Genomic DNA, 24,362 nt, shown 5'->3' with positions numbered 1-24,362 from the left:
TCGAAATGACACTCGAACGAGAGGGACCGCAGATGAGTACGGAAGACGGCGCGAGCGAACCGACATTCGTCGAAGAGGGTCGTGAATTCAAACGCGACACCAACTACATCCCGACCCGGATCACCGAGGACGGTCGCGACGGTTACCCCGTCGAACCGGGGCGATACCGGTTGATCGTGGCACGTGCCTGCCCGTGGGCAAACCGCGCCATCATCGTCCGCCGTCTGCTCGGCCTCGAAGACGTACTGTCGATGGGCATCTGCGGTCCGGTTCACGACAAGCGAAGCTGGACTTTCGATCTCGACCCGGGCGGCGTCGATCCCGTACTGAAGATCCCGCGACTACAGGACGCGTACTTCGCCCGAGATCCCGAATACCCCAGGGGAATCACGGTGCCCGCCATGGTGGAGATCGCGACGGGCAAGGTGGTCACGAACGACTACCCACAGATCACCCTCGACTTCTCGACGCAATGGAAGAAGTACCACCGCGAAGGCGCACCGGATCTGTACCCGGAGCCTCTGCGAAACGAAATCGACGAAGTGGCCGAGTACGTGTTCCGCGACGTCAACAACGGCGTCTACCGCTGCGGTTTCGCCGGTTCACAGCAGGCGTACGACGAGGCATACGACACGCTGTTCGCCCGCCTCGACTGGCTCACCGAACGTCTTGCCCGGCAACGCTTCCTGGTGGGAGACACCATCACCGAGGCCGATGTGCGCCTGTTCACCACGCTTGTGCGATTCGATCCCGTCTATCACGGCCACTTCAAGTGCAACAGAAGCAAACTCAGCGAGATGCCGGTGCTGTGGGACTACGCACGCGATCTGTTCCAGACTCCCGGATTCGGTGACACCATCGACTTCACACAGATCAAAGCGCACTACTACATCGTGCATTCCGAGATCAATCCCTCCGGAATCGTGCCCAAGGGACCGGAATTGACGCACTGGCTCGAACCGCACGGCCGCGAACAGTTGGGTGGCCGACCGTTCGGGGACGGCACACCGCCTCACCCGCCCATCCCGTCGGAAGTGGTTCCAGCAGAGCACTGGGCCACCAGATAGGTCGCGGCGGCTACTCCCCTGCGTACGTGCCGAAACTCCAGTACACACCTTCGGGATCACGGCAGGTGAACCCCCGCGAACCGTAGTCCTCGTCACGCAATCCCTGCGTGATCGTGGCGCCCGCCGCGACAGCGCGTTCGTGGAGTGCATCAGCTGCGTCCGCGTCGTCCACGACGATGTACACCGAACCGATTCCAGGCGGCAGGCCGGCGATCGCCGAATCGGTGCGCGGCGAACCCAGCATGATGCCGCCACCTCCCGGCCAGTCGAGTTGGGCGTGGTCCACCACGTCTCCCTCGCCGTAGACGACCTTCTCCACGAAACCGAAGGTGCTCACCAGAAAGTGGATTGCAGCCCGGGCGTCGAGGTAGCGCAGTGTCGGCCAGATGGTCGTCGAACGAGATTCCGAAGTGGCGGTCATAACACTCGAACTCCTGCCTGGGAAAACTCACGAAGAAAACCGAGTCTCGTACGAGCCTATGGCCCCTGCGATCACCGCCGCTACCGAAAACTTCACCTATTCTCGAGATACGGTCCACCTCGCTTCAGAGGAGGACAACTGTGGAGGGGCAGCAATGAGCAAGTCGACGAACAACGACAGCGGGCGTATCGAGAAGGTCCTCGTTTCCGTTCTCGACAACGGAAGCCGCCTGCAAGCGCCCGCAGTGGCCAAATACGTCAACCACGTCCGTAAAGCGCACCCCGACGAGTCACCTGCTCAGATCGTCGAGCGGATGGAGAAGATGTTCATTCTCGCCGTGACCGGAAGCGGCAGCGCCGTCGGTGCCACGGCCGCGGTGCCGGGCGTCGGAACAGTCGCGTCCATCGCTGCAGTCGGTGCGGAATCGGCTTTCTTCCTCGAAGCGTCGGCGCTGCTCACATTGGCAATAGCGTCTGTCCACGGAATCTCCGTGCAGGATCATCAGCAACGACGTGCCCTGGTACTGGCAGTCGCACTCGGCGAATCCGGCATGGAGATCGTCCAGAAGGCCACCGGGATCACGGCCAAGAACTGGGGAACGGCAATCACGAGCAAGATCCCCGGACCCACGATGAGGGGAATGAACAGCACCCTCGTGCGGAAATTCGTGACCAAGTACGCCGCCAAGCGCAGCGCACTGATCCTCGGCAAGCTCGTTCCCGCCGGAATCGGTGCGGTCATCGGCGGTGCGGGTAACCGTGCCATCGGCAAGGGCGTCGTCAAGAATGCGCGCGAAGCCTTCGGACCGGCACCGGCCAGGTGGACCGATCACCTGATCGTGATGCCTGCCGACGATGCCGCAGTGCTTCCCCAGACGGAGACACGCCGGGCCATCCGCAGATAGCCGTCCGGGCCGTAGGCTCGCATCACGTATTCGCCGCCGACCCGGGAGCAGCATTGACGAACACCGCAATGGGATCCTTCTCTGCCCCCATCGAGATTCGTGGGTTGACGAAGACGTTCAAGGCGGCGCGTGCGGTCAACGACCTGAGCTTCGACGTTCAGGCGGGCTCGATCACCGGGTTTCTCGGCCCGAACGGTTCGGGCAAGACGACCACGTTGCGGATGCTCCTCGGACTGGTGTCACCGACGTCGGGATCGGCCACGATCAACGGCACTCCGATGCGTTTGCTGTCCAACCCGGCCCGGACCGTCGGCGCAGTACTCGACGTCGGCAGTCTCCATCCGAAACGAACGGCGCTCGGACACCTCGAGATCTACGCGGCCGCTATCGGCACGCCGACCCAGCGCGCGGCGCAGGTGCTGGACATGGTCGGTCTGAGTTCGGTCGGAGCCCACAAGACCGGCACCTTCTCGCTCGGGATGCGCCAACGCCTGATCCTTGCCACCGCGATGCTCGGTGATCCCGAGATCCTCGTGCTCGACGAACCCGCGAACGGACTCGACCCCGAGGGCATGGCGTGGCTACGTCAGTTCCTGCAGACCTTCGCCGGTTCCGGCCGAACGGTTCTGATCTCGAGTCACGCGCTTCGTGAAGTGGAAGCGACCGTCGACAGCGTGGTCATCGTCAGCGCCGGCTCACTCGTCTACCAAGGGACCATGGACGAACTTCGTCGCTCCCAGCGCAGTCGACTGCTCGTCTCGTGTTCCAACCCAGCGCTCCTCGCCACGGCACTGGCCGCTCGGGGAATCATCGACGCCCAGATCACGCAGGACGGACGGCTCGCCGTGGGCGGCACCGACACGTCGGTGCTCCCACCGGTGGCGTCGGCGGCCGGTGTCACGATCTTCGGTGTCGCGACCGAAGGCGCAGATCTCGAGCAACTGTTCCTCGCGATGACAACACCGCAGTACGCGGTTCCCCAGGTCGGATACCACCGCCCACCCGGTCCCGGTTCCGGACCGGGCTATTACGGCCCTGCCGCATACGGACCTTCCGGAGGACACAGATGACCACGCTCGTGCGCGCGGAGACACTCAAAGTTCTCACCTTGCGCTACTGGTGGGCACTGGCCATCGCACCGGTGGTCGTGGCCGTGCTGATTGCTGCCTCGACTCGGACGTTCGTCGAAGTTGTGGCCGATTCGGCCGACACCACTTTCGACGTCGATGTCGTGTCCACCGGCGTCAGCCTCGGTGTCTCCAACACGCTTGTCCTGGTGTTCGCGGCCGTCTTCGGAGCGCTCACCGCCGGATCCGAATTCGGCTACAAGACTCTCACCACAACGTTCCTCACAGCTCGCGGCCGCGACGGAGTTCTCGGCGCAAAGCTTGCCGTCGTCGCGGTATTCGCCGTCGGCTACGCACTGGCGGTCGAAGTAGTCAGCATCGGCGCGATGTTGCTCTTCGGCCGGGACTTCAGCTTCACCACCGATCTCTTCGCCATCTGCGCCGCAGGCATTCTGGCGTGTGCGCTGTGGGCACTACTCGGCGCCGGGGTGGCCCTGCTCACCGGTTCGTCGATGGCCGGTGCCCTCTCGGTCATCCTGTGGTTCGTCCTCGGTGAATGGATCGTCCGCGCCGTGCTGCTCGCGATGGATCTCGGTGGGATCGGGGCCGCGCTTCCGGTATCGGCCACGATCGGCACGATCGTCAATGCGGCCCCGTCGATCGACGTCGACGCGTTTGCGTCCTGGCCGAGCGGCCCGATGATGCTGGCCGCTTGGGTAGTTCTGTTCTGCGGGCTCGGTTGGCTACGGACCAGGACCCGCGACATCACCTGAAAAAGCTGTCTGGGGCCGGGTCTACCGTGGATCTCGATGAACACGATCAACACGGACAGTCCGGTAGCTGGAGAGGTGGATCGAGCTCCGGGCTGGATCCGCCGCTTGGCCCACGCATGCTGGTTGCACCGAAGAGTTGCGATCGGCGCGCTACTCGTTACGGTCATCGCCTCTGCGATCGACATCTCGTTTCCTCTCCTGACCCGCTATGCGCTCGACGCCGCAAGCCAGGAGAACCCGGGCAAGGTGATCGGGTTCGTCGCGTTGGCGATCGCGTTGCTCGCGATCGTCCGCTTCGCGTGCCAGTACGGCCGACGGATGCTTGCCGGCCGACTCTCGCTCGACGTTCAACACGACTTGCGGCTCGCCCTGCTCGGTTCGCTGCAACGCCTCGACGGACGCGGGCAGGATCAGATCCGCACAGGCCAGGTGGTCTCCCGGTCCATCACGGATCTGCAGCTCGTCCAGGGTTTGCTCGCGATGGTGCCGATGTCCGCGGGAGCGCTCCTGCAATTCGTGCTGGCGATCGGCATCATGGCGTGGCTCTCGCCGCTGTTGACTCTCGTCGCTGTCGCCGTCATCCCAGCAGTAGGGCTGGTGGTGTTCCTGATGCGACCGATGCTCTTCGCCGCAACATGGTCCGCGCAGCAGCGTGCCGCCGACCTCGCCCAACACGTCGAGGAAACCGTCACCGGCGTTCGCGTCGTCAAGGGATTCGGGCAGGAACAACGAGCCGTCGACCAGCTGGAGAAACATAGCCGCACGCTGTACTCCGAGCGCCTTCGCGCCGCGTGGTTGAACGCGAAATTCGCGCCAACCATGGCCGCCTTGCCCCAGCTCGGGCAGGTGGGAGTGATCGCTCTCGGCGGGTATCTCGCACTGCACGACAAGATCACCGTGGGAACGTTTCTCGCGTTCGCCACCTACATCGTGACGATGACCGGAGTCACCCGAACTCTGTCGTCGGTCATCGTCATGGCGCAGCTGGCGCGCGCCGCTGTAGAGCGTGTCTACGACGTCATCAACGCTCAGCCGGACATCGCCGATCCAGACCATCCGGTGGACCTGCCCGACGGTCCTCTCGGAGTCACCTTCGACGACGTGGCATTCGGATTCGACACCGAACGCGACGTCCTGACCGGGCTGAACCTCCGCATAGAACCGGGCGAGACCGTCGCCGTCGTGGGTCCGGCCGCGTCGGGCAAGACCGCGTTGTCCTTGCTTCTCCCGCGGTTCTACGCACCGACTTCGGGTGCGGTGACAGTCGATACCGCCGGCGAGACGTTCCCCATCGGCGAACTGCGCAGTGAGCAGCTTCGTGCCGCCGTCAGCCTCGTCTTCGACGAGCCCTTCCTGTTCTCGGACACCATTGCCGCCAACATCGCTCTTGGCCGCGAGGACGCCTCCGACGAGGACATCCGCGACGCAGCAGCACTGGCACAGGCAGATTCGTTCATCGAGGCACTCCCGGACGGATACGACACCGTTGTCGGTGAACGAGGTCTGACGCTGTCGGGCGGCCAGCGTCAGCGCATCGCACTTGCCAGGGCACTGCTCGTCGACCCACGGATCCTGGTCCTCGACGACGCGACCTCCGCAGTCGATGCGGCTACCGAAGCCGCGATCTTCGACGCGTTCCGGGCCAGACGGCGCCAGACCACGCTCATCCTCGCTCACCGGCGGTCCACCCTGACGCTCGCAGACCGGGTCGCGGTTCTCGACGGCGGACGGATCATCGACTCCGGAACCGTGGACGAACTGGAAGCGCGATGTCCGCTCTTTCGTGCCCTGTTCTCCTCGCCGCCGGAACTACCGGCCGAACTCGACGACGTCGACTCCGATGCTTTCGGACGTGACCGCAGCGAGCCGACAACCGAGCAGTTGTGGCCGCAGGCACCGGAATCCGAAGCCGACAGCACAGCCGCTACGACGCAGGGTGCCGGCGGACCGATGGCCGGAGCGCTCAGCGGAATCGCGGTGACGCCGTCCCTGCGGGCAGCAGTCGACGCTCTCCCACCCGCACGCGAAGACCCCGGAATCGCTCCTGAGAGCCTGCGCGAATCGAATCCACAGTTCTCACTCCGACAGATCTTGACGCCGGTCCGCTGGGTTCTACTGGCGGTTGTCGTGTGCCTTGCCCTGGACTCCGCAGCGGCGATCGCATTTCCCTCCCTCGTCAGATACGCGATCGACCACGGAGTCGTGACCGCGGACAGCAGCACGCTCTGGATAGCGACGGCATTCGGCGCCCTCCTGGTCGCAGCGGACTGGGTCGTCGTCGCGGTCATGACGGTGCTCACCGCCCGGGCCGGCGAACGCGTGTTGTTCGGGCTCCGCGTACGCAGCTATGCACACCTACAGCGTCTGGGCCTGGACTACTACGAACGTGAATTGTCCGGGCGCATCATGACGCGCATGACCACCGACGTCGACGCGCTGTCGTCGTTCATCCAAACCGGCATGTCGACGGCGATCGTGAGCGTCCTGACCGTCGGCGGCATTTCGATCGCACTCCTGGCGACCGACGTGACGCTCGGACTGGTGGCGCTGGCCGTCATCCCACCGCTCGTGGTTGCGACCGTGATCTTCCGCAAGATCTCCTCGGTTGCCTACAGCCAGTCCCGCGAACGGATCTCGCTCGTCAATGCCGACTTCCAGGAGAACATCGCCGGTCTGCGAGCGGCTCAGGCCTACCGCCGCGAAGAAGGTGCGGCGCGTCGGTTCGCAGAACGCTCCGAAAGCTACCGCCGATCGCGGATGCGGTCGCAGCGAGCCATTTCGATCTACTTCCCGTTCATCTCGTTCCTGTCCGACCTCGCGTTGGCCGCAGTGGTGTTCGTCGGCGCGCACCAGATCGCCAACGGGTCGACGTCGCCCGGCGTACTGATCGCGTTCGTGCTCTACCTCGGCCTGCTGTTCGGACCGATTCAGCAACTCTCACAAGTGTTCGATGGTTACCAACAGGCAAACGTCGGATTGCAACGAATCGGTGACCTTCTGCGTACTCGGAGTTCGATCGAAACAGCCGACAGCGAGGATCTGATCGCGATCTCCGGACGGCTCGACGGCGCCGTCCATCTCGACGGGGTCGGGTTCCGGTACTCGGGTGCGGACGTCGACGCCCTCTCCGATTTCGATCTGCAGATTCCGCCGGGCACGACGGTTGCCCTCGTCGGCAGAACCGGTGCCGGGAAGTCGACGGTGGTGAAGTTGCTCGCCCGCTTCTACGACCCGACGTCCGGATCCGTCGACGTGGACGGAACCGACATCCGGAACTTCCACCTCTCGCAGTACCGACGTCGCCTCGGCGTGGTCCCGCAAGAGGCGCATCTGTTCACCGGCACGGTCGCCGACAACATCGCGTACGGGAGGCCGTCGGCGTCGCACGCGGAGATCGAGGAAGCGGCGCGTTCCGTCGGCGCACTGAATTCGATAGCCGACATGCGTGGAGGCATGAATCATCCCGTCGGCGAGCGCGGTCAGGGGCTCTCGGCAGGCCAACGCCAACTGATCGCATTGGCCCGTGCCGAACTGGTCGACCCGGACCTTCTGCTCCTCGACGAGGCGACCGCGACGCTCGATCCCGCGACCGAACGAATGGTGCTCGAAGCAAGTCGGTCGGTCACCCGGAAACGGACTTCCGTCGTCGTAGCTCACCGCCTCGCGACAGCTGCCCGAGCGGACCTCGTTGTCGTAGTTGACCGGGGACGTATCGTTGAATACGGCCCGCACGATGTTCTGCGGTATGCCGGTGGTCACTACTCGGGACTCTGGGATGCATCGCAGGCGCGTGAGGGGAATAATCTGACGTCGAGAACTGTCATCGAAGGCAACCCCGTCGCGTGACAGTCGGCACGGATTTGTACCGCCGAGAGGTAGTGCGCGATCGCAAGATCACGGACTTCCGTGAGACAGCTCACAAATTGTGTGCCGCACAATTGCTCGTCACACGCTCGGGCTAATCTCATATATATAGGCGCTCTGATCGGGTACCGAAATAGAAACGAGGCGAACACCTGCCGTGAGCAGCAGTTCTACATCCCAATTCGGACAGAACCAGTGGCTGGTTGACGAGATGTACCAACGCTTCCAGGACGATCCGTCGTCCGTGGATCCCAGTTGGCACGAATTCTTGACCGATTACTCGCCGGACTCGGCGAACACGGGAGGTGGAAACGGGACTGCCTCGAACGGCAACGCGGCTGCACCCGCCGCTGTTGTAGCTCCGCCTGCTGCTCCCAAGGCCACGCCTCCCGCCCCCAAGACCGCACCTCCTGCGCCGCCTGCCAAGGCGGCCGCACCGGCCCCCGCGAAGACGGCAGCGCCCGCCGCGAAGGCCGCCCCCGCCAAGCCTGCAGCAGCCAAGCCTGCGGCCGCTCCCGCGAAGCCCGCTCCCGCCGGCGGAGCCGAGGAAACCAAGGTTCTCCGCGGCGCCGCAGCAGCAGTCGTCAAGAACATGTCACTCTCGCTCGAGATTCCGACAGCAACCAGCGTGCGTGCCATCCCCGCGAAGCTGATGTTCGACAACCGCATCGTCATCAACAACCACCTCGCGCGTACCCGCGGCGGCAAGATCTCGTTCACCCACCTCCTGGGTTACGCGATCGTCCAGGCAGTCAACGCGTTCCCCAACATGAACCGGCACTTCGCCGAAATCGACGGCAAGCCGAACGCGGTCACCCCCGAGCACACCAATCTCGGACTCGCGATCGACCTTCCCGGCAAGGACGGCAACCGCTCACTGGTTGTTGCCGCCATCCGGAACACCGAGTCGATGAACTTCGTCCAGTTCCACGCGGCGTACGAGGACATCGTCCGACGCGCCCGTGAAGGCAAGCTCACCGGCGAAGACTTCACCGGCGTCACCATTTCGCTGACGAACCCGGGCGGCATCGGCACGGTTCACTCCGTTCCTCGCCTGATGAAGGGCCAGGGCGCCATCATCGGTGCCGGCGCGATGGAATACCCCGCCGAGTTCCAGGGCGCCAGCGACGAGAAGCTGGCCGAGATGGGCGTCGGCAAGTTGATGACCCTCACCTCGACCTACGATCACCGCATCATCCAGGGTGCCGAGTCGGGCGATTTCCTGCGCACGATCCACAACCTGCTGATCAGCGACGAGTTCTACGACGAGATCTTCCACGCGCTCGGCAACCCGTACGAGCCGGTGCGTTGGCGCAAGGACGTGCCGGAAGGCGCTGTCGACAAGAACACCCGTGTTCTCGAACTGATCGCTGCATACCGTGACCGCGGCCACCTCATGGCCGACACGGACCCGTTGCAGTTCGTCAAGGACAAGTTCCACAGCCACCCCGACCTCGACGTCATCAGCCACGGCCTGACGTTGTGGGATCTGGACCGCGAGTTCAAGGTCGGCGGCTTCCACGGCCAAGAGAAGATGAAGCTGCGCGACGTGTTGAGCGTGCTGCGCGACGCGTACTGCCGCCACGTCGGCGTCGAGTACACGCACATCCTCGAGACGGATCAGCGTCAGTGGATCCAGGACCGCGTCGAGGGCCATCACGCCAAGCCTTCGGTCGCTCAGCAGAAGTACATCCTGAGCAAGCTCAACGCCGCCGAGGCCTTCGAGACGTTCCTGCAGACCAAGTACGTCGGCCAGAAGCGCTTCTCGCTCGAAGGCGCCGAAGCCGTCATCCCGATGATGGACGCCGTGATCGACCAGGCCGCCGAGCACCAGCTCGACGAGGTCGTCATCGGAATGCCGCACCGTGGCCGTCTCAACGTGCTTGCCAACATCGTCGGCAAGCCGTACTCCAAGATCTTCACGGAGTTCGAGGGCAACATGAACCCGGCAGCCGCTCACGGCTCCGGCGACGTGAAGTACCACCTGGGCGCCAGCGGAACGTACATCCAGATGTTCGGTGACAACGACATCGCTGTCTCCTTGACCGCCAACCCGTCTCACCTCGAGGCCGTCGACCCGGTTCTCGAAGGCCTGGTCCGCGCAAAGCAGGACATCCTCGACAAGGGCGAAGAAGGCTTCACCGTCCTGCCGCTCATGCTGCACGGTGACGCTGCATTCGCCGGTCAGGGCGTTGTCGCCGAGACGCTGAACCTCTCGCTGCTTCGCGGCTACCGCACCGGCGGCACCGTACACATCGTCGTGAACAACCAGGTCGGCTTCACCACCGCTCCGGAACATTCACGCTCGTCCGAGTACTGCACCGACGTCGCGAAGATGATCGCCGCACCGGTCTTCCACGTCAACGGCGACGACCCCGAGGCGTGCGTCTGGGTTGCTCAGCTGGCCGTCGACTTCCGTGAGAAGTTCGGCAAGGACGTCGTCATCGACCTCATCTGCTACCGCCGCCGCGGTCACAACGAGGGCGACGATCCGTCGATGACCCAGCCGGCGATGTACGACGTCATCGACACCAAGCGCAGCGTTCGTAAGAGCTACACCGAGTCCCTCATCGGCCGCGGTGACATCTCGCTCAAGGAAGCCGAAGACGCACTTCGCGACTACCAGGGCCAGCTCGAACGGGTCTTCAACGAGGTCCGTGAACTCGAGAAGTTCCAGCCCGAACCGTCCGAGTCCGTCGAACTCGACCAGACTCCCCCGGCTCGCCTGACCACGGCTGTCGCTCCCGAGGTTCTCGAGCGCATCGGTGATGCGTTCGTCAACGTCCCCGACGGCTTCACCGTTCACCCGCGCGTCAAGCCGGTTGCCGAGAAGCGCCGAGAGATGGCCCGTGAGGGACATGTCGACTGGGCGTTCGCAGAATTGCTCGCGTTCGGCTCGTTGGCCGAGCAGGGTGCCTTGATCCGCCTCGCCGGTCAGGACTCCAAGCGTGGAACGTTCACGCAGCGTCACTCGGTCCTCATCGACCGCAAGACCGGCAACGAGTACAGCCCGATCGCCAAGATCGCTGCCGACGCCGAAAACGGCGGCAAGTTCATGGTCTACGACTCCGCACTCACCGAGTACGCAGGTCTGGGCTTCGAGTACGGATACTCGGTGGGTAACCCCGACGCTCTGGTCCTGTGGGAAGCGCAGTTCGGTGACTTCGTCAACGGCGCGCAGACCATCATCGACGAGTTCATCTCTTCGGGTGAGGCCAAGTGGGGTCAGCTCTCCGACGTCGTGCTGCTCCTGCCACACGGTCACGAGGGTCAGGGTCCGGACCACACCTCTGGTCGCATCGAGCGTTTCCTTCAGCTGTGTGCAGAAGGCTCGATGACCGTCGCGGTTCCGTCGACTCCGGCCAGCTACTTCCACCTGCTGCGTCGCCATCACCTCGACGGCATCCGCCGTCCGCTGGTGGTCTTCACGCCCAAGTCGATGCTGCGTAACAAGGCTGCAGTCAGCAACGTCGAGGACTTCACGACGGGCAAGTTCCGTTCCGTCTTCGAGGAGCCTGCATTCGAGAGCGGCGAAAGCGCCCGCGAATCGGTCAAGCGCGTTCTGCTGGTCAGCGGCAAGCTGTACTGGGAGCTTCTGGCGAAGAAGCACAAGGACGAGCGTGACGACATCGCAATCGTGCGCATGGAGCAGCTCTACCCCGTGCCGAAGCGTCGTCTCAAGGAGACCCTGGACCGTTACCCGAATGCGGATCAGTTCCGTTGGGTTCAGGAAGAGCCCGCAAACCAGGGTGCGTGGCCGTTCCTCGGACTGGCTCTGCCGGATCTTCTGCCGGAGACCTTGACCGGCATCAAGCGCATCTCGCGTCGTCCGATGTCCGCTCCCTCTTCGGGATCGAGCAAGGTGCACGCGGTGGAGCAGCAGGAGATCTTGGACGAGGCGTTCCTGCCGACCAACTGAGCAGTGGCGTTCCTGCCGACCAAGTAAGCAGTGGCAGTACCCAAAGGCCGGGCCCCACATTCCGCAAGGAGTGTGGGGCCCGGCCTTTCTGCGTTCACGTCAATTCGATTGCAGCAGACCCAGATCCGGCCCGGCATCGAAGCCGACGGCGGCCAGTGCCAACGCGGGCAACGACTGAACCGTCAGGTCGATCAGTTCCTCGCGAGTGATTGCGGGCGCGCGGAGCCAACTGATGGTGGCTTCCTCGACAAACGCGATCCAACCTCGAACGGCCAACTCCACCTGAGGCGTTCGAGTCAGGCCGATCTTGGGGAGCTGATCGAGGGTTCTCTTGGCCATGATGTCGCGAGTCTGCTCGAACACCTCACGCATCTGCGGATCCCCCCTGGCGGTCCCCCGGAGCAGCGAGACGTAGGTATTGCGGTTCTCGGTCACGTAGTCGACGTACGACGCCAGCACCGATCGGAGGGTGAGCATCGGATCGTCCGACTCGCTCGGCTCCGTGCGCTGGAGCATCTGTTCACTGCTGTGTCGGACGATGGCGAGATGGAACTCGCTTTTCGACGCGAAGTAGTGGAACAGAAGCCCACGCGACACCCCCGCTTGATCGGCGATGTCCTCGACGGAAATCTGCTCGAGCGGCCGTTCGGCCAGCATGCGCGCCCCGAGGTCGATGAGTTGCGCTCGGCGTTGCGCAGGGTCGAGCCGCGTTCGCTTTACTGCGTCCATGCCCAATAGACTACTGAATATCCGTCAATAAGCTATTGACCATGACTCAATAAAGGCATATCGTTCCCTACATGAGTCTTCCAGTTACAGATACCTCAGCACCTGCCGCGGATACTCGCCACGTCGGCACACTGATCATCGGCAGCGGTTTCGCCGGTCTCGGTGCGGCGATCAAACTGGCACAGGCCGGCATCACCGACTATGTCGTTCTCGAGCGCGGCAACGACGTCGGTGGAACCTGGCGTGACAACAGCTACCCGGGCGCCGCGTGTGACGTGCCGTCGCATTTGTACTCGTACTCTTTTGCACTCAATCCGGAGTGGACGCGCTCCTTCTCCACCCAGCCCGAGATCTACAAGTACATCCAGTCGGTGGCCAACCGCCACAAGGTGCTCGACAAGCACATCTTCGACTGCGACGTTCTCTCAGCCCGATGGGACGAGTCGTCGGCTCAGTGGCACGTCAGCACCAACAAGGGTGAATTCGTCGCAAAGATCGTCGTCTCGGCCGTCGGCGCACTGTGTGAGCCTTCACTTCCGGACATCAAGGGCATCGACGGATTCAAGGGCGAGATCTTCCACTCCTCGCGCTGGAACCACGATGCCGATCTGACGGGCAAGCGCGTGGCCGTCATCGGAACCGGCGCCTCCGCCATCCAGATCGTGCCCGCTATCGGCAAGAAGGTCTCACACCTCGACGTGTACCAGCGCACGGCGCCGTGGATCCTGCCCCGCGCAGACCGCGAGTACACCAAGATCGAGCATCTCGCGTTCAAGTACCTCCCCGGCTTCCAGAAGTTGTGCCGCACCGGTATCTACTGGATGCGAGAGACGCAGGTCGTCGGCCTGGCCAAGGCGCCGGTCTTCATGAAGCCGCTGCAGTTCGCCGCCGAGCGTCACCTGAAGGCTCAGATCAAGGACAAGGATCTTCGTAAGAAGGTCATGCCCAACTTCCAGATCGGCTGCAAGCGCATGCTGATCTCGAACAACTACTTCCCCACCCTCGCCCAGGACAATGTCGACCTGGTGACCGAAGGCATCGAGGAGGTCACCGCCAGCGGGATCGTCTCGAAGACCGGCACCACCCGTGAGATCGATGCCATCGTCGTTGCGACCGGATTCCACGTCACCGACTCCCCCACCTTCGCGGGAATCTTCGGCAAGGACGGACGCTCGCTCGCCGAGGTCTTCGAAGAGACCGGCATGCAGGGATACAAGGGCGCGGCAGTTGCCAACTTCCCCAACATGTTCTTCCTGGTCGGCCCCAACACCGGCCTCGGACATTCGTCGATGGTCTTCATGATCGAGTCGCAGATCAACTACCTGGTCGACGCGATCGCCACCATCGACAAGTACGACATCGGCACCATCGAGGTGCGCAAGGACAAGCAGGACAAGTACAACAAGGACCTGCAGGCAGCTATGTCCAAGAGCGTGTGGAACAACGGTGGTTGCGCCAGCTGGTACATGGACAAGCACGGAAACAACACCACCCTGTGGCCTGGCTTCACCTTCCAGTTCCGCAATGCCACCAAGCATTTCGACCTCGCGGCATACCGCAGCGTCGCCACCTCGGATCTCGGCGCCGTCGGCACCGCGACCACTTCACAGATCGACCTCGACGACGAGAAGGCAGTAGCACAATGAGTGATTTTGCAGGCAAGGTCGTAGTCATCACCGGAGCGGGATCGGGCATCGGTCGCGCACTCGCACTGAACCTGGCCGGCCAGGGCGCCAAGTTGGCGATCTCCGACGTGGACACCGTCGGGCTCGCCGAGACAGCCCGTCTGGTGGAGGCCATCGGCGCCGAGGTGAAGTCGGACCATCTCGACGTCACCCAGCGCGAGGCGGTTCTCGAGTACGCCGACGCGGTTGTCGCCCATTTCGGCAAGGTCAACCAGATCTACAACAACGCCGGAATCGCGTACCACGGCACCTTCGAGAAGTCCGAGTTCAAGGACTTCGAACGGGTCATGGACGTCGACTTCTGGGGAGTTGTCAACGGCACCAAGGCATTCCTTCCCCACGTCATCGCCTCCGGTGACGGGCACATCGTGAACGTGTCGAGCCTCTTCGGTCTGCTGTCGATGCCGGGTCAGAGCGCCTACAACTCGGCCAAGTTCGCCGTTCGCGGTTTCACCGAGTCGCTTCGCCAGGAAATGCTGATCGCCAAGCACCCGGTGAAGGTGACCTGTGTGCACCCGGGCGGAATCAAGACCGCCATCGCACGCAACGCCACCGCAGGTCCGGGCGAAGATCTTGCGGTCTTCTCCGAGTTCTTCGACCGCAAGCTCGCGCGCACCACTCCGGAGGACGCCGCCAAGACGATCGTCAACGGTGTTCGCAAGAGCAAGCCGCGAGTTCTCATCGGGATGGACGCAATCGCACTCGACGCCTGGGTTCGCCTCGTAGGATCGGGCTACCAGCGCATCGTCGCGATCGTCGCCGGCCGAATGATGCCCAAGTCCAGCTGAGTTCGTTTCACAGCGTCGTTCGTTTCACAGCGCAGTTCGCATAAAGAGTCAGGAGCCCTGCCGGTGAGCACGTTCACCCTTCCGCTGCCCGTGGTCGCATTCTTGTTGAAGCCGTACTTCCGTCTGGCTTTCAACTCGCGGCTGCCGTATCGGATTCAACGTCTGCTGCTCGAGGCCGGGGCACCGCTACAGCAGGTTCCAGCGGGCGCCGTCGTGCGCCCGCTGGAGCTGGCTTGCCGACCGGCTGAGAAGATCACCGTCGGCGCAACCGAGCGCCCCACCGCAGTTCTCTACCTGCATGGCGGGGCGTACACGCTGGGTTCGCTGGCCACACACCGTTCTCTCGCAGCTCATCTCGCCCGTGAGTCGTCCAGTGCGGTCTTCACCTTGGACTACCGTCTCGCGCCGGAGAATCCGTATCCCGCCGCTCTCGACGACGCGGTCTCAGCCTTCATGCAGTTGGTCACCGAGTTCGACTATTCGGAAGACCGCGTTGCCATTGCCGGCGATTCGGCCGGTGGCGGTTTGGCCGCGGCGACCGCTCTGCGGCTGATCGAGCGTCACGGCGTGACCCCCGGCGCGCTCGCACTGATCTCGCCGTGGATCGATCCCGGCGATCGGGGTGCTACCAAAAAGGCCGACCTGGTGGTCAACACAGCTTGGTCCTTCGATGCCGCCGACGCTTACCTTGCCGGTGGCGACCGTACTGATCCTGGCTACGCGCCGATGCACGGCAAGCTCGACGGGTTGCCGCCCACCAGGATTCACGTCGGTTCCGAGGAAGTTCTCTACCCGCAGATCATGACGTTCACCGACAAGCTCTCCGCTGCCGGCGTCGACGTGTCCCTGGTGGAGTACGCACGACTGTGGCATGTGGCTCACGCACAGGCGTCACTGGTGAAGGAAGCAGCAGACGCCGTTGCCGATCTCGGCCAGTTCATCGCATCGAAACTGATTCGTGCCAAGGATGATTCGAGTTCAGCAGTGGGATCGAACAGTCACTGACGGGCCAACTCCGTCCATGTCACTGACGGGTGGCCCACTCCGTCCATGTCACTGACGGGTGGCCCACTCCGTCCATGTCACTGACGGGTGTCCCACCAGGTTCGGGCCACTTCCGAGGCTGACGCCTTGCCGCTCCGCACCTGCTCGATCATTGCGGCGAGATCGGTGGTGGACAGTTCACCCGCAACGACGCTGAGCGCCTTGACAGCCGAATCTCCCAGTGCGCCCGCCCGGAAGAGCGGAACGACATTCTGCGCAACCAGAACGTGATTCGAATCAGCGAGCACTGTGACGGCATCGGATTGCGCCAGCGCTGACAGCGTCGTGGTTCCGAATACCTGTGCACCGGGTACGTCTGCCGGCGTGGCCTGATCGACACCGGCGAAGACACACTCGGCGCCCTCGGCCAACTGTTCCACTGCCCCGTCCTCGACGAATCTCGCGGAGACGAGCGGCGTCGCCGCGGCACACGAAGGAGCAAAGGCTTCTATCGTCTTCGCTCCCAACGACTGTGCGTATCCTGTGTCGAGCGCAAGGACCGCACGATCTTCGGCCATCGCATAGTCTGAGACCGAAAGACCCTCCGGCAGAGAGCGACTCAAGGCTTCGAAGACGTCGTCGGCCTTGCGGGCCGGGGATGACGGGTCGTAGTGATCGAGCAGCGCACCGGTGAACTCGGGCACCAAGGTGACTCGCGCTGCGTCCAGAGCCTCGAGTGATTGGGTTCTGCCTCCACCCACCGATTCGACGCGAGCCGACAGACCGGAGGATGAGAGCACCGTCGAATACACCTCGGCCAACACCGAACTCTCCACTGATGCGTCAGCAGCCACCACGATCTGGTCACGAGACTCCGCTCCGGCGCTCTCTACCACCGAATCACCGTTTGCGCATCCGCTGAGAATTGGCAGGACCATCAGTGCTGCAACAACAGTCGAATACTTCGTGCGTGTGCTCTTCACCGAAATCCTCACATCCAATCCCATGGATCGAAAACCGTGCCATGTCGGTACCTATCGTTACACTTGTCGGGCGATGCGCGGTAACCAGTCCTGACGCAGCCACTCGGTGGCGGCGCCGTCGAAGCCACTCGGGTGGCTTCGCCACAAGGGGATGGTTTCCGACGCCCGAAACACGGGACGCCCGAAAAACCGGAAGGACGCTCATGCGCACCTCACGATTTCGTTCCAACCGTTGGCTCGTAGCCGCGGCAACCGTTGTCTCTCTGACTGCACTGACAGCGTGCGGTAGCAGTGACGGTGACTCCAACAGCGATCCCAACGCGGTTGTCGTCGGCTCCGCCAACTTCACCGAATCCGAGACGATCGCCAACATCTACGCCGAAGCACTGCGTGTCAACGGGTTCGATGTGTCCACGTCGTTCAATGTCGGCAGCCGTGAGGCGTACATTCCGGCGCTCAAGGACGGGTCGATCAGCGTCATTCCGGATTACACGGGAAATCTCCTGCAGTACTTGGATCCCGACAGCACGGCCACCAGCTCCGCTGATGTCCTCGCCGCTCTTCCCGCAGCTCTCGGGTCGGAATTGGCCATTGCGACGCCTGCATCCGCCGAGGACAAGGACGCCGTGGTCGTCACGAAGGAAACCGCTGACAAGTGGAACCTGAAGACGATCGCCGATCTGGCTCCGCATTCCGCCGAGGTCAAGTTCGGCGCTCCGGCCGAGTTCCAGGAACGTCCAGCCGGATTGCCCGGTTTGAAGTCCAATTACGGTCTCGACATCTCGGCAGCCAACTTCGTCCCGATCGCCGACGGCGGTGGACCGGCAACAGTGAAGGCTCTCTCGTCCGGCGACATCACGGCGGCAAACATCTTCACGACGTCTGCCTCCATCCCGGCAAACAACTTCGTGGTTCTCGAGGACCCGAAGAACAATTTCCCGGCTCAGAACGTGGTGCCGGTGCTGCGCGCGTCGAAGTCTTCCGACAAGTTGAAGACAGTCCTCGATGCGGTGTCCGCCAAGCTCACCACCGAAGAGTTGTTGGCACTCAACGTCCAGGTGTCCGGCGACACCAAGACGGAGCCGGCAGCGGCGGCCAAGGCGTGGGTGACGGCGCAAGGCCTCGACAAGCCGGTCTCGTAGTCACGTGATCACATTCGAGGGCGTCACCAAGCAGTATCCGGACGGCACCACCGCCGTCGACCGTCTCGATCTCACCATCGAGGCCGAGTCGTTCACGGTGTTCGTGGGGCCGTCCGGGTGCGGCAAGACGACGTCGATGCGCATGATCAACCGGATGATCACACCGACGTCGGGCAAGATCTTCGTCGACGGTCGTGACATCGCCCAGACCGACGCGGTGAAGCTGCGTCTCGGCATCGGGTACGTCATCCAGAACGCCGGCTTGCTTCCGCATCGCACCGTGATCGACAACGTCGCAACAGTTCCGGTACTGCGCGGTGAGTCCCGCCGCGCAGCGCGCAAAGCCGCGTTGGGGGTACTCGAACGAGTCGGTCTGGACATCTCCCTTGCCACCCGCTATCCCGGGCAACTCTCGGGTGGGCAGCAACAACGTGTGGGAGTCGCGCGTGCATTGGCTGCCGATCCGCCGATCCTGTTGATGGACGAGCCGTTCAGCGCCGTCGACCCGGTGGTGCGTGAGGATCTGCAGACCGAAATGCTCCGTCTTCAAAGCGAACTGAAGAAGACGATCGTCTTTGTCACCCACGACATCGACGAGGCAGTCAAACTCGGTGATCACATTGCCGTCTTCGGTCCCGGCGGGCGGCTTCAGCAGGTTGCGGCGCCTCGCGACGTGTTGGCCGCACCGGCAACGGATTTTGTCGCCGGATTTGTCGGACGCGATCGCGGATATCGGGGATTGTCGTTCCGCGCTGCCGACGAGGTTCCGTTGCACCCCGTACGCACGGCCGTCGAGAACGAATTGAAGGCTCTGCGTCTCGAATTGGGCGAGTGGGTTCTCGTGGTCACGGACAGCGGAAGTCCACAGGGATGGATCGACGTGACCGGCGTCGAAGGCCTGCGCTCGGGACGCACTCTCGCGCAGTCGACGTCGGCCGGTGGTTCGTTGTTCTCCCCCGGCGGTGATCTACGCCAAGCACTCGATGCGGCAATCTCGTCCCCTTCCGGTATCGGCGTTGCCGTCGACGGCGAGGGCGCGGTCATCGGCGGGATCCTTGGCTCCGAAGTCGTGGCGAAATTGGCAGATCAGCGTCGACGCGAGGACGAGGAACGCAACCGAGTCGCCTTCACCGAGGGATTCGGGGCGTAGCGGCATGCGCTGGCTCATCGACAATTTCTCGACGGTCGTGGACTACTCGAAGACCCATCTGTATCTGGCGCTGCTGCCCTTGCTGATCGGTCTCCTGATTGCCGTTCCGGTCGGAACAGCGATCCGCAACGTCAGATGGCTGCGCCGAATCACGTTGACCCTGGCGAGCATTGCGTTCACGATTCCGTCGCTCGCGCTGTTCGTCACCATCCCCCAGCTGTTCGGACTCAAGACCCTTGATCCGCTCAACGTCGTGATCGCACTGAGCGTCTATGCGACAGCACTGCTCATCCGGGCCGTGCCCGAAGCACTCGATTCGGTGCCGGACAACGTCATCGACGCTTCCACCGCCGTCGGGTTCACACCGCTACGACGCGCCCTGACGGTCGAGTTGCCGTTGGCACTGCCGGTGATGATCGCGAACATCAGAGTTATTGCCGTTACCAATATTTCGCTGGTTTCGGTCGGATCGCTGATCGGAATCGGCGGGCTGGGAGTTCTGTTCAAACAGGGCTACGACCGCGACTACCCGGACCAGATCGTTGCCGGCATCATCGCGATTGTCGTGCTGGCCCTGGCGCTCGACCTGATCCTGTATCTGATCGGCCGATTCCTGACCCCGTGGACCAGAACATCGACCTCGTCGAAGGTCCCCGCCGTCGTGGCTGCCGAGGGGGAACCCGTATGAGCATCTTCACCGGAGCCTGGGACTTCATCGTCGATCCCGGAAATTGGAGCGGCGACACCGGAATCGGCACCCGCATCCTCCAGCACCTCTGGTACAGCGTTCTGGCCGTGGCGCTTTCGGCTGTGATCGCGGTGCCCATCGGATTACTCATCGGCCATCTGCGTCGCGGTGAGATCGTGGTCGTCAGTCTGGTCAACGCACTGCGGTCACTGCCCACTCTCGGCCTGCTCACCTTCCTCGTTCTTCTCATGGGCCTGGGAGTGATGCCGCCGATTCTCGCCCTCGTCATCCTTGGTATTCCCCCACTACTCGCCGGCACGTACGCCGGAATTGCCAGCGTCGACCGCGGCGTCGTCGAGGCCGCGCGGGCGATGGGTATGACCGAACTCCAAGTGCTCTTCCGCGTCGAGATACCCAATGCGCTGCCATTGATTCTCGGCGGACTGCGTAACGCGACACTGCAGGTGATTGCCACGGCAACGGTCGCCGCCTACGTCAACCTCGGCGGCCTCGGCCGGTACATCTTCGACGGTCTCGCGCTCTACAAGTACGACCGAGTGGTCGTCGGCGCAATCCTGGTCGCGGTTGTGGCTCTGGTCGTGGACGGCTTACTGGCGCTGGTGGTCTGGGCATCGGTTCCCGGGACCGGCAGGCTGCGCCGAACACCCGACCTCACTCGTCTGTAGATCGGTACACACGAAAAGCCCCGATCGGAACCTTGTGTGCGGGTCCCGATCGGGGCTTTCGTAGTCCCTCTTAGCTGGTCACGCCCTCAGCATGCGCTGCGGCCGCGACGGCTTCCGCTACTGCGGGTGCCACGCGAGGGTCGAGTGGGCTGGGGACGATTTTGTCCGCCGCCAACTCGTCGCCGACCACCGACAGGATTGCCTCGGCGGCAGCGAGCTTCATACCTTCGGTGATGCGACGGGCGCCGGCGTCGAGCGCGCCCTTGAACACACCGGGGAAGGCGAGAACATTGTTGATCTGGTTCGGGAAATCACTGCGACCCGTAGCCACGATCGCCGCGTACTTCGACGCGGTTTCGGGGTGAATCTCCGGGTCCGGGTTGGAGAGCGCGAACACGATCGACTCGGGAGCCATCGAAGCGATGAGCTCCTCGGGGATCTTGCCCGCCGAGACACCGAGGAACACGTCGGCACCTTCGAGAGCCTCGATGGCACCACCGTGCAGGTCGCGGGGATTGGTGCGTGCCGCGAGTTCTGCCTTCACGTCGTTGAGGTCGCTGCGCTCGCCCGAGATGATGCCCTTCGAGTCCAGCACGATGACGTCGCTGATTCCGGCGGCGAGCAGGATGTTCGCGCACGCAACACCCGCAGCACCGGCGCCGGAGATGACGACCTTGAGTGTGGTGATGTCGCGGCTCTGAACCTTCACGGCGCCCTTGAGGGCAGCGAGGACCACGATGGCGGTTCCGTGCTGATCGTCGTGCATGACGGGGCAGTCGAGGGCTTCGATGACGCGCTTCTCGATCTCGAAGCAACGCGGCGCCGAAATGTCCTCGAGGTTGACCGCGCCGAAGCTCGGGCGCAGACGGATGAGCGTCTCGACGATCTCGTCGGGATCCTTGGTGTCGAGAACCAGCGGAATGGAGTTCAGTCCGGCGAAGTTCTTGAACAGTGCCGACTTGCCCTCCATGACGGGCAGCGACGCGCGGGGGCCGATGTCGCCGAGTCCGAGAACCGCGGTGCCGTCGCTGACCACGACGACAAGTCGGTTGGTCCACGTGTATCGATCGGCGAGGGTTTCGTCTGCAGCGATGGCGCGGCTCACCTGAGCAACACCCGGCGTGTAGGCGATCGAGAGGGCCCGCTGCGTATCGAGCGGTGCTGTGGTCTCGACCGAGAGCTTGCCACCGACGTGAGCGGCAAAGATTTCTTCGTCGGTCAACTCGACCTTGGGTACGTTGATGGCTTCAGTCACGAGCGACACGATGACACTCCTGATTAGTCCAGCCTCAAGCGGGGCTGGGTTACTGGGAAGTAATCCTTCGGACCGCTGCGAAACTACGTTCACAACGGTCAGAGATCATTTCTTCCGCGAACGACTACTGAGAAGAAGAGCATTCGGCGTGCGCGAGAAAGTGGGCCGCAATACATCCGAAGCGTCATGGTGTGGGGCGGGTGAGCCCTGGCGTATCCATGCAATCTAGGTTTCGGGAGAAATTCTGACGAAACCTGCACTTCGGGGCCGGGCTGTGGCGCCGCCTCGAAGTAACTCCAGTTTGCCACCAGAGTCGGATCACAATCAAATCCTCCAAGCGGTCGGATTCCTCACCACACTCGAACCCGAGCCGTCATTCCCACCCAGTCATCCCCACCCAGTCATCCCCACCACTGCGTCACCAACAACAGCCCCGCCACCACGAGCACGACCACCGATCCGGCAACCGCCGCGATACCCCGCCTGCGGTCGCACCAGATCTGCGCGGCCAAAGCAACCACCGAGGCCGCAATGTGCGCGGTGATCGACGTTGTTCCCGGACCCGGGAATCCGCGGTTGCCGCCCAGATATGCCGAACCGATGATGACGAGTGTCAAGACCACGATTCCGGCCGCCACGGTGCCGCTCAGGGCGCGTAGAGCGCGAACCAGCAGCCATTGTCGTTTGTCGGCGGGATAGTCGTAATCGTCTTCGTACTGATAATCCTGATAATCCTGGTACCGGTAGTCGTCCTCGTACCTGTCGTCGTATGTCATCTCTTACGCTCCCGCGACGAATCCGCGGACTGATTCCGCAATGAGTTGAACTGCGATGGCGGCGAGCAAAAGACCGGCGATGCGTGCCAGCAGGCTGATGCCACCCTCACCCAGTATCCGGATCAGTGCCGTCGAGAAGCGCAGGACCACGAACAGCACGAGGTGGATGGACAGAATCGCCAACGCGATCGCCAGATACGACGCCGCTTCACCATCGGCCTGGGCGACAAAGACGATGACAGCCGCAATTGCACCGGGACCGGCCATCATCGGCGTTCCCAGCGGAACGAGTGCGACGTTGACGTCGTCGGCTCCCTGCGGACGGTTGGAGGCCTTCCCGGTCAGCAGTTCGAGTGCGATGAGAAGCAGCAGTAATCCGCCTGCGCCCTGCAACGCCGGAATGCCGATGTGAAGGTAGTTGAGTATCGCCTGACCGCCGATGGCAAAGACCGAGATGACCGCAAGGGAGACGGCGGGGGCCTGCCATGCCGCTCGGTTGCGATCTTCACGGCTCTTGCGGCCGACCAGTGACAAGAACACCGGGATGACTCCGGGCGGGTCCATGATCACGAACAGCGTGATGAACACGGTGAGGTAGAGCGTGGTGTCGAGCATCAGCGCCCAAGTACCTCCACGCCGGTGGCAGCCGAGACGAGTTTGTCGAACTCGGCCTCGTCCGTCAGCTCGTCGCCGAGTCCGATCGTCTTGTTCTCGCCGTGGTAGTCCGAGGATCCGGTGACTGCCAAGCCCAGGTCGACGGCCAGGCTGCGCAGGACGTCACGATCGTCGCTGCGATGGTCCGGGTGATCGACTTCGAGACCCCCGAGACCCAGATCGGCCAGATCACGGATGTGGTCGAGCGCAAGCAATCCGCCGCGCGAACGGGCACGTCCATGCGCAAGGACAGTTACTCCCCCGGCCGCTGCCACCAGTTCGACGGCGTACTCGAGCGGAGTGTCGTACTTGGGAACGTCGTATCTCCCTCGACTGGACAACAGGTCGGAGAAAGCCTCACTGATGCTCGACACCACTCCCGCTCGCATCAGGGCCGCTGCGACGTGCGGGCGTCCGACGGACGGACCGGCGTCAGCCAAGATCTGATCGGGATCGACGGGCAGACCGTCGCGCGCCATCATGGTCGTCATCACCCGGATACGTTCGACGCGTTCGGCGCGCAGTCGCTCACGTTCCTTGGCGAATTCGGGGTGCGTCGGATCGAACAGGTACGCCAGCAGATGAACAGCGACCGGCCAACCACGCTCACCTCGACCTTCGCACGACATCTCCATCCCACGAACCAGGCTGACGCCGGCCGGCAAGGCGTGCGCCGCCTCGGCCCAGCCCGAAGTCGTGTCGTGATCGGTGATGGCGACGACGTCGAGTCCGGCGTCGGCTGCGGCGCGCATGAGGGCAGCCGGGGTATCGGTGCCGTCCGATGCGTTGGAGTGGGTGTGAAGGTCTATTCGCACTGTTCCAGTGTG

20 protein-coding genes are annotated in these 24,362 nt (G+C 63.3%); 13 read left to right on the top strand and 7 right to left on the bottom strand.

Annotated features, from left to right (window positions below; all coding sequences use genetic code 11):
* Window positions 1-32: 32 nt before the first annotated feature.
* Window positions 33-1,067, top strand: a complete 1,035-nt coding sequence (locus tag AC1DWA_RS12095; RefSeq protein ID WP_020970189.1) for a glutathione S-transferase family protein — start codon at window positions 33-35, stop codon at window positions 1,065-1,067.
* A gap of 10 nt (window positions 1,068-1,077) precedes the next feature.
* On the opposite strand, the gene AC1DWA_RS12090 is transcribed toward AC1DWA_RS12095, so the two are convergent.
* Window positions 1,078-1,488: a VOC family protein gene (locus AC1DWA_RS12090; protein ID WP_019749325.1), complete on the bottom strand. Its 411-nt coding sequence runs from the start codon at window positions 1,486-1,488 to the stop codon at window positions 1,078-1,080.
* A gap of 154 nt (window positions 1,489-1,642) precedes the next feature.
* On the opposite strand from AC1DWA_RS12090, the gene AC1DWA_RS12085 reads away from it, so the two are divergent.
* The 5 genes from AC1DWA_RS12085 (at window position 1,643) to AC1DWA_RS12065 (ending at window position 12,015) form a co-directional block, all read left to right on the top strand.
* The gene (locus AC1DWA_RS12085) at window positions 1,643-2,392 is read left to right on the top strand and encodes a hypothetical protein (protein ID WP_003945111.1); all 750 of its coding nucleotides are present in this window, start codon (window positions 1,643-1,645) and stop codon (window positions 2,390-2,392) included.
* A 68-nt stretch (window positions 2,393-2,460) separates the two neighbouring features.
* Window positions 2,461-3,462: an ABC transporter ATP-binding protein gene (locus AC1DWA_RS12080; RefSeq protein ID WP_041815089.1), complete on the top strand. Its 1,002-nt coding sequence runs from the start codon at window positions 2,461-2,463 to the stop codon at window positions 3,460-3,462.
* The gene (locus AC1DWA_RS12075) at window positions 3,459-4,232 is read left to right on the top strand and encodes an ABC transporter permease (protein WP_477845798.1); all 774 of its coding nucleotides are present in this window, start codon (window positions 3,459-3,461) and stop codon (window positions 4,230-4,232) included. Before AC1DWA_RS12080 ends, AC1DWA_RS12075 begins: the two co-directional genes overlap by 4 nt.
* A 36-nt stretch (window positions 4,233-4,268) precedes the next feature.
* Entirely contained in the window at window positions 4,269-8,078 is a 3,810-nt protein-coding gene (locus AC1DWA_RS12070; RefSeq protein WP_069146310.1) for an ABC transporter ATP-binding protein, read from the top strand.
* Window positions 8,079-8,253: 175 nt separating this feature from the next.
* Entirely contained in the window at window positions 8,254-12,015 is a 3,762-nt protein-coding gene (locus tag AC1DWA_RS12065) for a multifunctional oxoglutarate decarboxylase/oxoglutarate dehydrogenase thiamine pyrophosphate-binding subunit/dihydrolipoyllysine-residue succinyltransferase subunit (protein ID WP_019749330.1), read from the top strand.
* Between the two features lie 99 nt (window positions 12,016-12,114).
* Here AC1DWA_RS12065 and AC1DWA_RS12060 read toward each other — a convergent pair whose 3' ends face one another.
* Window positions 12,115-12,744, bottom strand: a complete 630-nt coding sequence (locus tag AC1DWA_RS12060) for a TetR/AcrR family transcriptional regulator (RefSeq protein ID WP_477916651.1) — start codon at window positions 12,742-12,744, stop codon at window positions 12,115-12,117.
* Between the two features lie 71 nt (window positions 12,745-12,815).
* Here AC1DWA_RS12060 and AC1DWA_RS12055 point away from each other — a divergent pair, with 71 nt between their 5' ends.
* From AC1DWA_RS12055 to AC1DWA_RS12045, 3 genes are all read left to right on the top strand, one after another.
* A complete protein-coding gene (locus tag AC1DWA_RS12055; protein ID WP_113683135.1) occupies window positions 12,816-14,390 on the top strand; it encodes a flavin-containing monooxygenase in 1,575 nt (524 codons plus the stop codon).
* Window positions 14,387-15,217, top strand: a complete 831-nt coding sequence (locus AC1DWA_RS12050) for an SDR family NAD(P)-dependent oxidoreductase (RefSeq protein ID WP_019749333.1) — start codon at window positions 14,387-14,389, stop codon at window positions 15,215-15,217. Before AC1DWA_RS12055 ends, AC1DWA_RS12050 begins: the two co-directional genes overlap by 4 nt.
* Before the next feature lie 63 nt (window positions 15,218-15,280).
* Window positions 15,281-16,222 carry an alpha/beta hydrolase fold domain-containing protein gene (locus AC1DWA_RS12045; RefSeq protein ID WP_195790697.1) on the top strand — a complete coding sequence of 314 codons (942 nt, stop codon included), beginning with the start codon at window positions 15,281-15,283 and terminating at the stop codon, window positions 16,220-16,222.
* A 77-nt stretch (window positions 16,223-16,299) separates the two neighbouring features.
* Here AC1DWA_RS12045 and AC1DWA_RS12040 read toward each other — a convergent pair whose 3' ends face one another.
* The gene (locus tag AC1DWA_RS12040) at window positions 16,300-17,184 is read right to left on the bottom strand and encodes an ABC transporter substrate-binding protein (protein ID WP_477845796.1); all 885 of its coding nucleotides are present in this window, start codon (window positions 17,182-17,184) and stop codon (window positions 16,300-16,302) included.
* Between the two features lie 203 nt (window positions 17,185-17,387).
* Here AC1DWA_RS12040 and AC1DWA_RS12035 point away from each other — a divergent pair, with 203 nt between their 5' ends.
* The 4 genes from AC1DWA_RS12035 to AC1DWA_RS12020 are packed head-to-tail and all read left to right on the top strand — an operon-like array spanning window position 17,388 to window position 20,850.
* Window positions 17,388-18,326: an ABC transporter substrate-binding protein gene (locus AC1DWA_RS12035; RefSeq protein ID WP_019749336.1), complete on the top strand. Its 939-nt coding sequence runs from the start codon at window positions 17,388-17,390 to the stop codon at window positions 18,324-18,326.
* A gap of 4 nt (window positions 18,327-18,330) precedes the next feature.
* Window positions 18,331-19,476, top strand: coding sequence for an ABC transporter ATP-binding protein (locus tag AC1DWA_RS12030; RefSeq protein ID WP_020908449.1), 1,146 nt, complete (start codon window positions 18,331-18,333; stop codon window positions 19,474-19,476).
* A gap of 4 nt (window positions 19,477-19,480) precedes the next feature.
* Window positions 19,481-20,164 carry an ABC transporter permease gene (locus AC1DWA_RS12025; protein ID WP_019749338.1) on the top strand — a complete coding sequence of 228 codons (684 nt, stop codon included), beginning with the start codon at window positions 19,481-19,483 and terminating at the stop codon, window positions 20,162-20,164.
* Window positions 20,161-20,850 (top strand): ABC transporter permease, encoded by a 690-nt coding sequence (locus tag AC1DWA_RS12020; RefSeq protein WP_003945081.1) that lies wholly within the window; start codon window positions 20,161-20,163, stop codon window positions 20,848-20,850. The genes AC1DWA_RS12025 and AC1DWA_RS12020 overlap by 4 nt, the downstream gene beginning before the upstream one ends.
* Before the next feature lie 70 nt (window positions 20,851-20,920).
* Here the strand turns inward: AC1DWA_RS12020 and AC1DWA_RS12015 are convergent, their stop codons facing one another.
* From AC1DWA_RS12015 to AC1DWA_RS12000, 4 genes are all read right to left on the bottom strand, one after another.
* Window positions 20,921-22,114 (bottom strand): NAD(P)-dependent malic enzyme, encoded by a 1,194-nt coding sequence (locus tag AC1DWA_RS12015; protein WP_003945072.1) that lies wholly within the window; start codon window positions 22,112-22,114, stop codon window positions 20,921-20,923.
* Between the two features lie 392 nt (window positions 22,115-22,506).
* Window positions 22,507-22,881, bottom strand: coding sequence for a hypothetical protein (locus AC1DWA_RS12010; protein ID WP_020908450.1), 375 nt, complete (start codon window positions 22,879-22,881; stop codon window positions 22,507-22,509).
* Between the two features lie 3 nt (window positions 22,882-22,884).
* Window positions 22,885-23,499 carry a MarC family protein gene (locus tag AC1DWA_RS12005; protein ID WP_164490628.1) on the bottom strand — a complete coding sequence of 205 codons (615 nt, stop codon included), beginning with the start codon at window positions 23,497-23,499 and terminating at the stop codon, window positions 22,885-22,887.
* Window positions 23,496-24,350, bottom strand: coding sequence for a PHP domain-containing protein (locus AC1DWA_RS12000; RefSeq protein ID WP_019749340.1), 855 nt, complete (start codon window positions 24,348-24,350; stop codon window positions 23,496-23,498). The genes AC1DWA_RS12005 and AC1DWA_RS12000 overlap by 4 nt, the downstream gene beginning before the upstream one ends.
* Window positions 24,351-24,362: the final 12 nt, after the last annotated feature.

Source organism: Rhodococcus sp. P4_F3_2, assembly GCF_056401335.1.
The sequence above is the reverse complement of the archived record's forward strand: the minus strand, read 5'-3'. Positions and strand labels throughout refer to the sequence as shown.

Bases quoted from the DNA above. Each gene is read 5' to 3' on its own strand.
- AC1DWA_RS12025 (WP_019749338.1), top strand. From the start codon at position 19,481: ATGCGCTGGCTCATCGACAATTTCTCGACGGTCGTGGACTACTCGAAG.
- AC1DWA_RS12080 (WP_041815089.1), top strand. From the start codon at position 2,461: ATGGGATCCTTCTCTGCCCCCATCGAGATTCGTGGGTTGACGAAGACG.
- AC1DWA_RS12070 (WP_069146310.1), top strand. From the start codon at position 4,269: ATGAACACGATCAACACGGACAGTCCGGTAGCTGGAGAGGTGGATCGA.
- AC1DWA_RS12090 (WP_019749325.1), bottom strand. From the start codon at position 1,488: ATGACCGCCACTTCGGAATCTCGTTCGACGACCATCTGGCCGACACTG.
- AC1DWA_RS12060 (WP_477916651.1), bottom strand. From the start codon at position 12,744: ATGGACGCAGTAAAGCGAACGCGGCTCGACCCTGCGCAACGCCGAGCG.
- AC1DWA_RS12020 (WP_003945081.1), top strand. From the start codon at position 20,161: ATGAGCATCTTCACCGGAGCCTGGGACTTCATCGTCGATCCCGGAAAT.
- AC1DWA_RS12035 (WP_019749336.1), top strand. From the start codon at position 17,388: ATGCGCACCTCACGATTTCGTTCCAACCGTTGGCTCGTAGCCGCGGCA.
- AC1DWA_RS12095 (WP_020970189.1), top strand. From the start codon at position 33: ATGAGTACGGAAGACGGCGCGAGCGAACCGACATTCGTCGAAGAGGGT.
- AC1DWA_RS12050 (WP_019749333.1), top strand. From the start codon at position 14,387: ATGAGTGATTTTGCAGGCAAGGTCGTAGTCATCACCGGAGCGGGATCG.
- AC1DWA_RS12085 (WP_003945111.1), top strand. From the start codon at position 1,643: ATGAGCAAGTCGACGAACAACGACAGCGGGCGTATCGAGAAGGTCCTC.
- AC1DWA_RS12075 (WP_477845798.1), top strand. From the start codon at position 3,459: ATGACCACGCTCGTGCGCGCGGAGACACTCAAAGTTCTCACCTTGCGC.
- AC1DWA_RS12055 (WP_113683135.1), top strand. From the start codon at position 12,816: ATGAGTCTTCCAGTTACAGATACCTCAGCACCTGCCGCGGATACTCGC.
- AC1DWA_RS12010 (WP_020908450.1), bottom strand. From the start codon at position 22,881: ATGACATACGACGACAGGTACGAGGACGACTACCGGTACCAGGATTAT.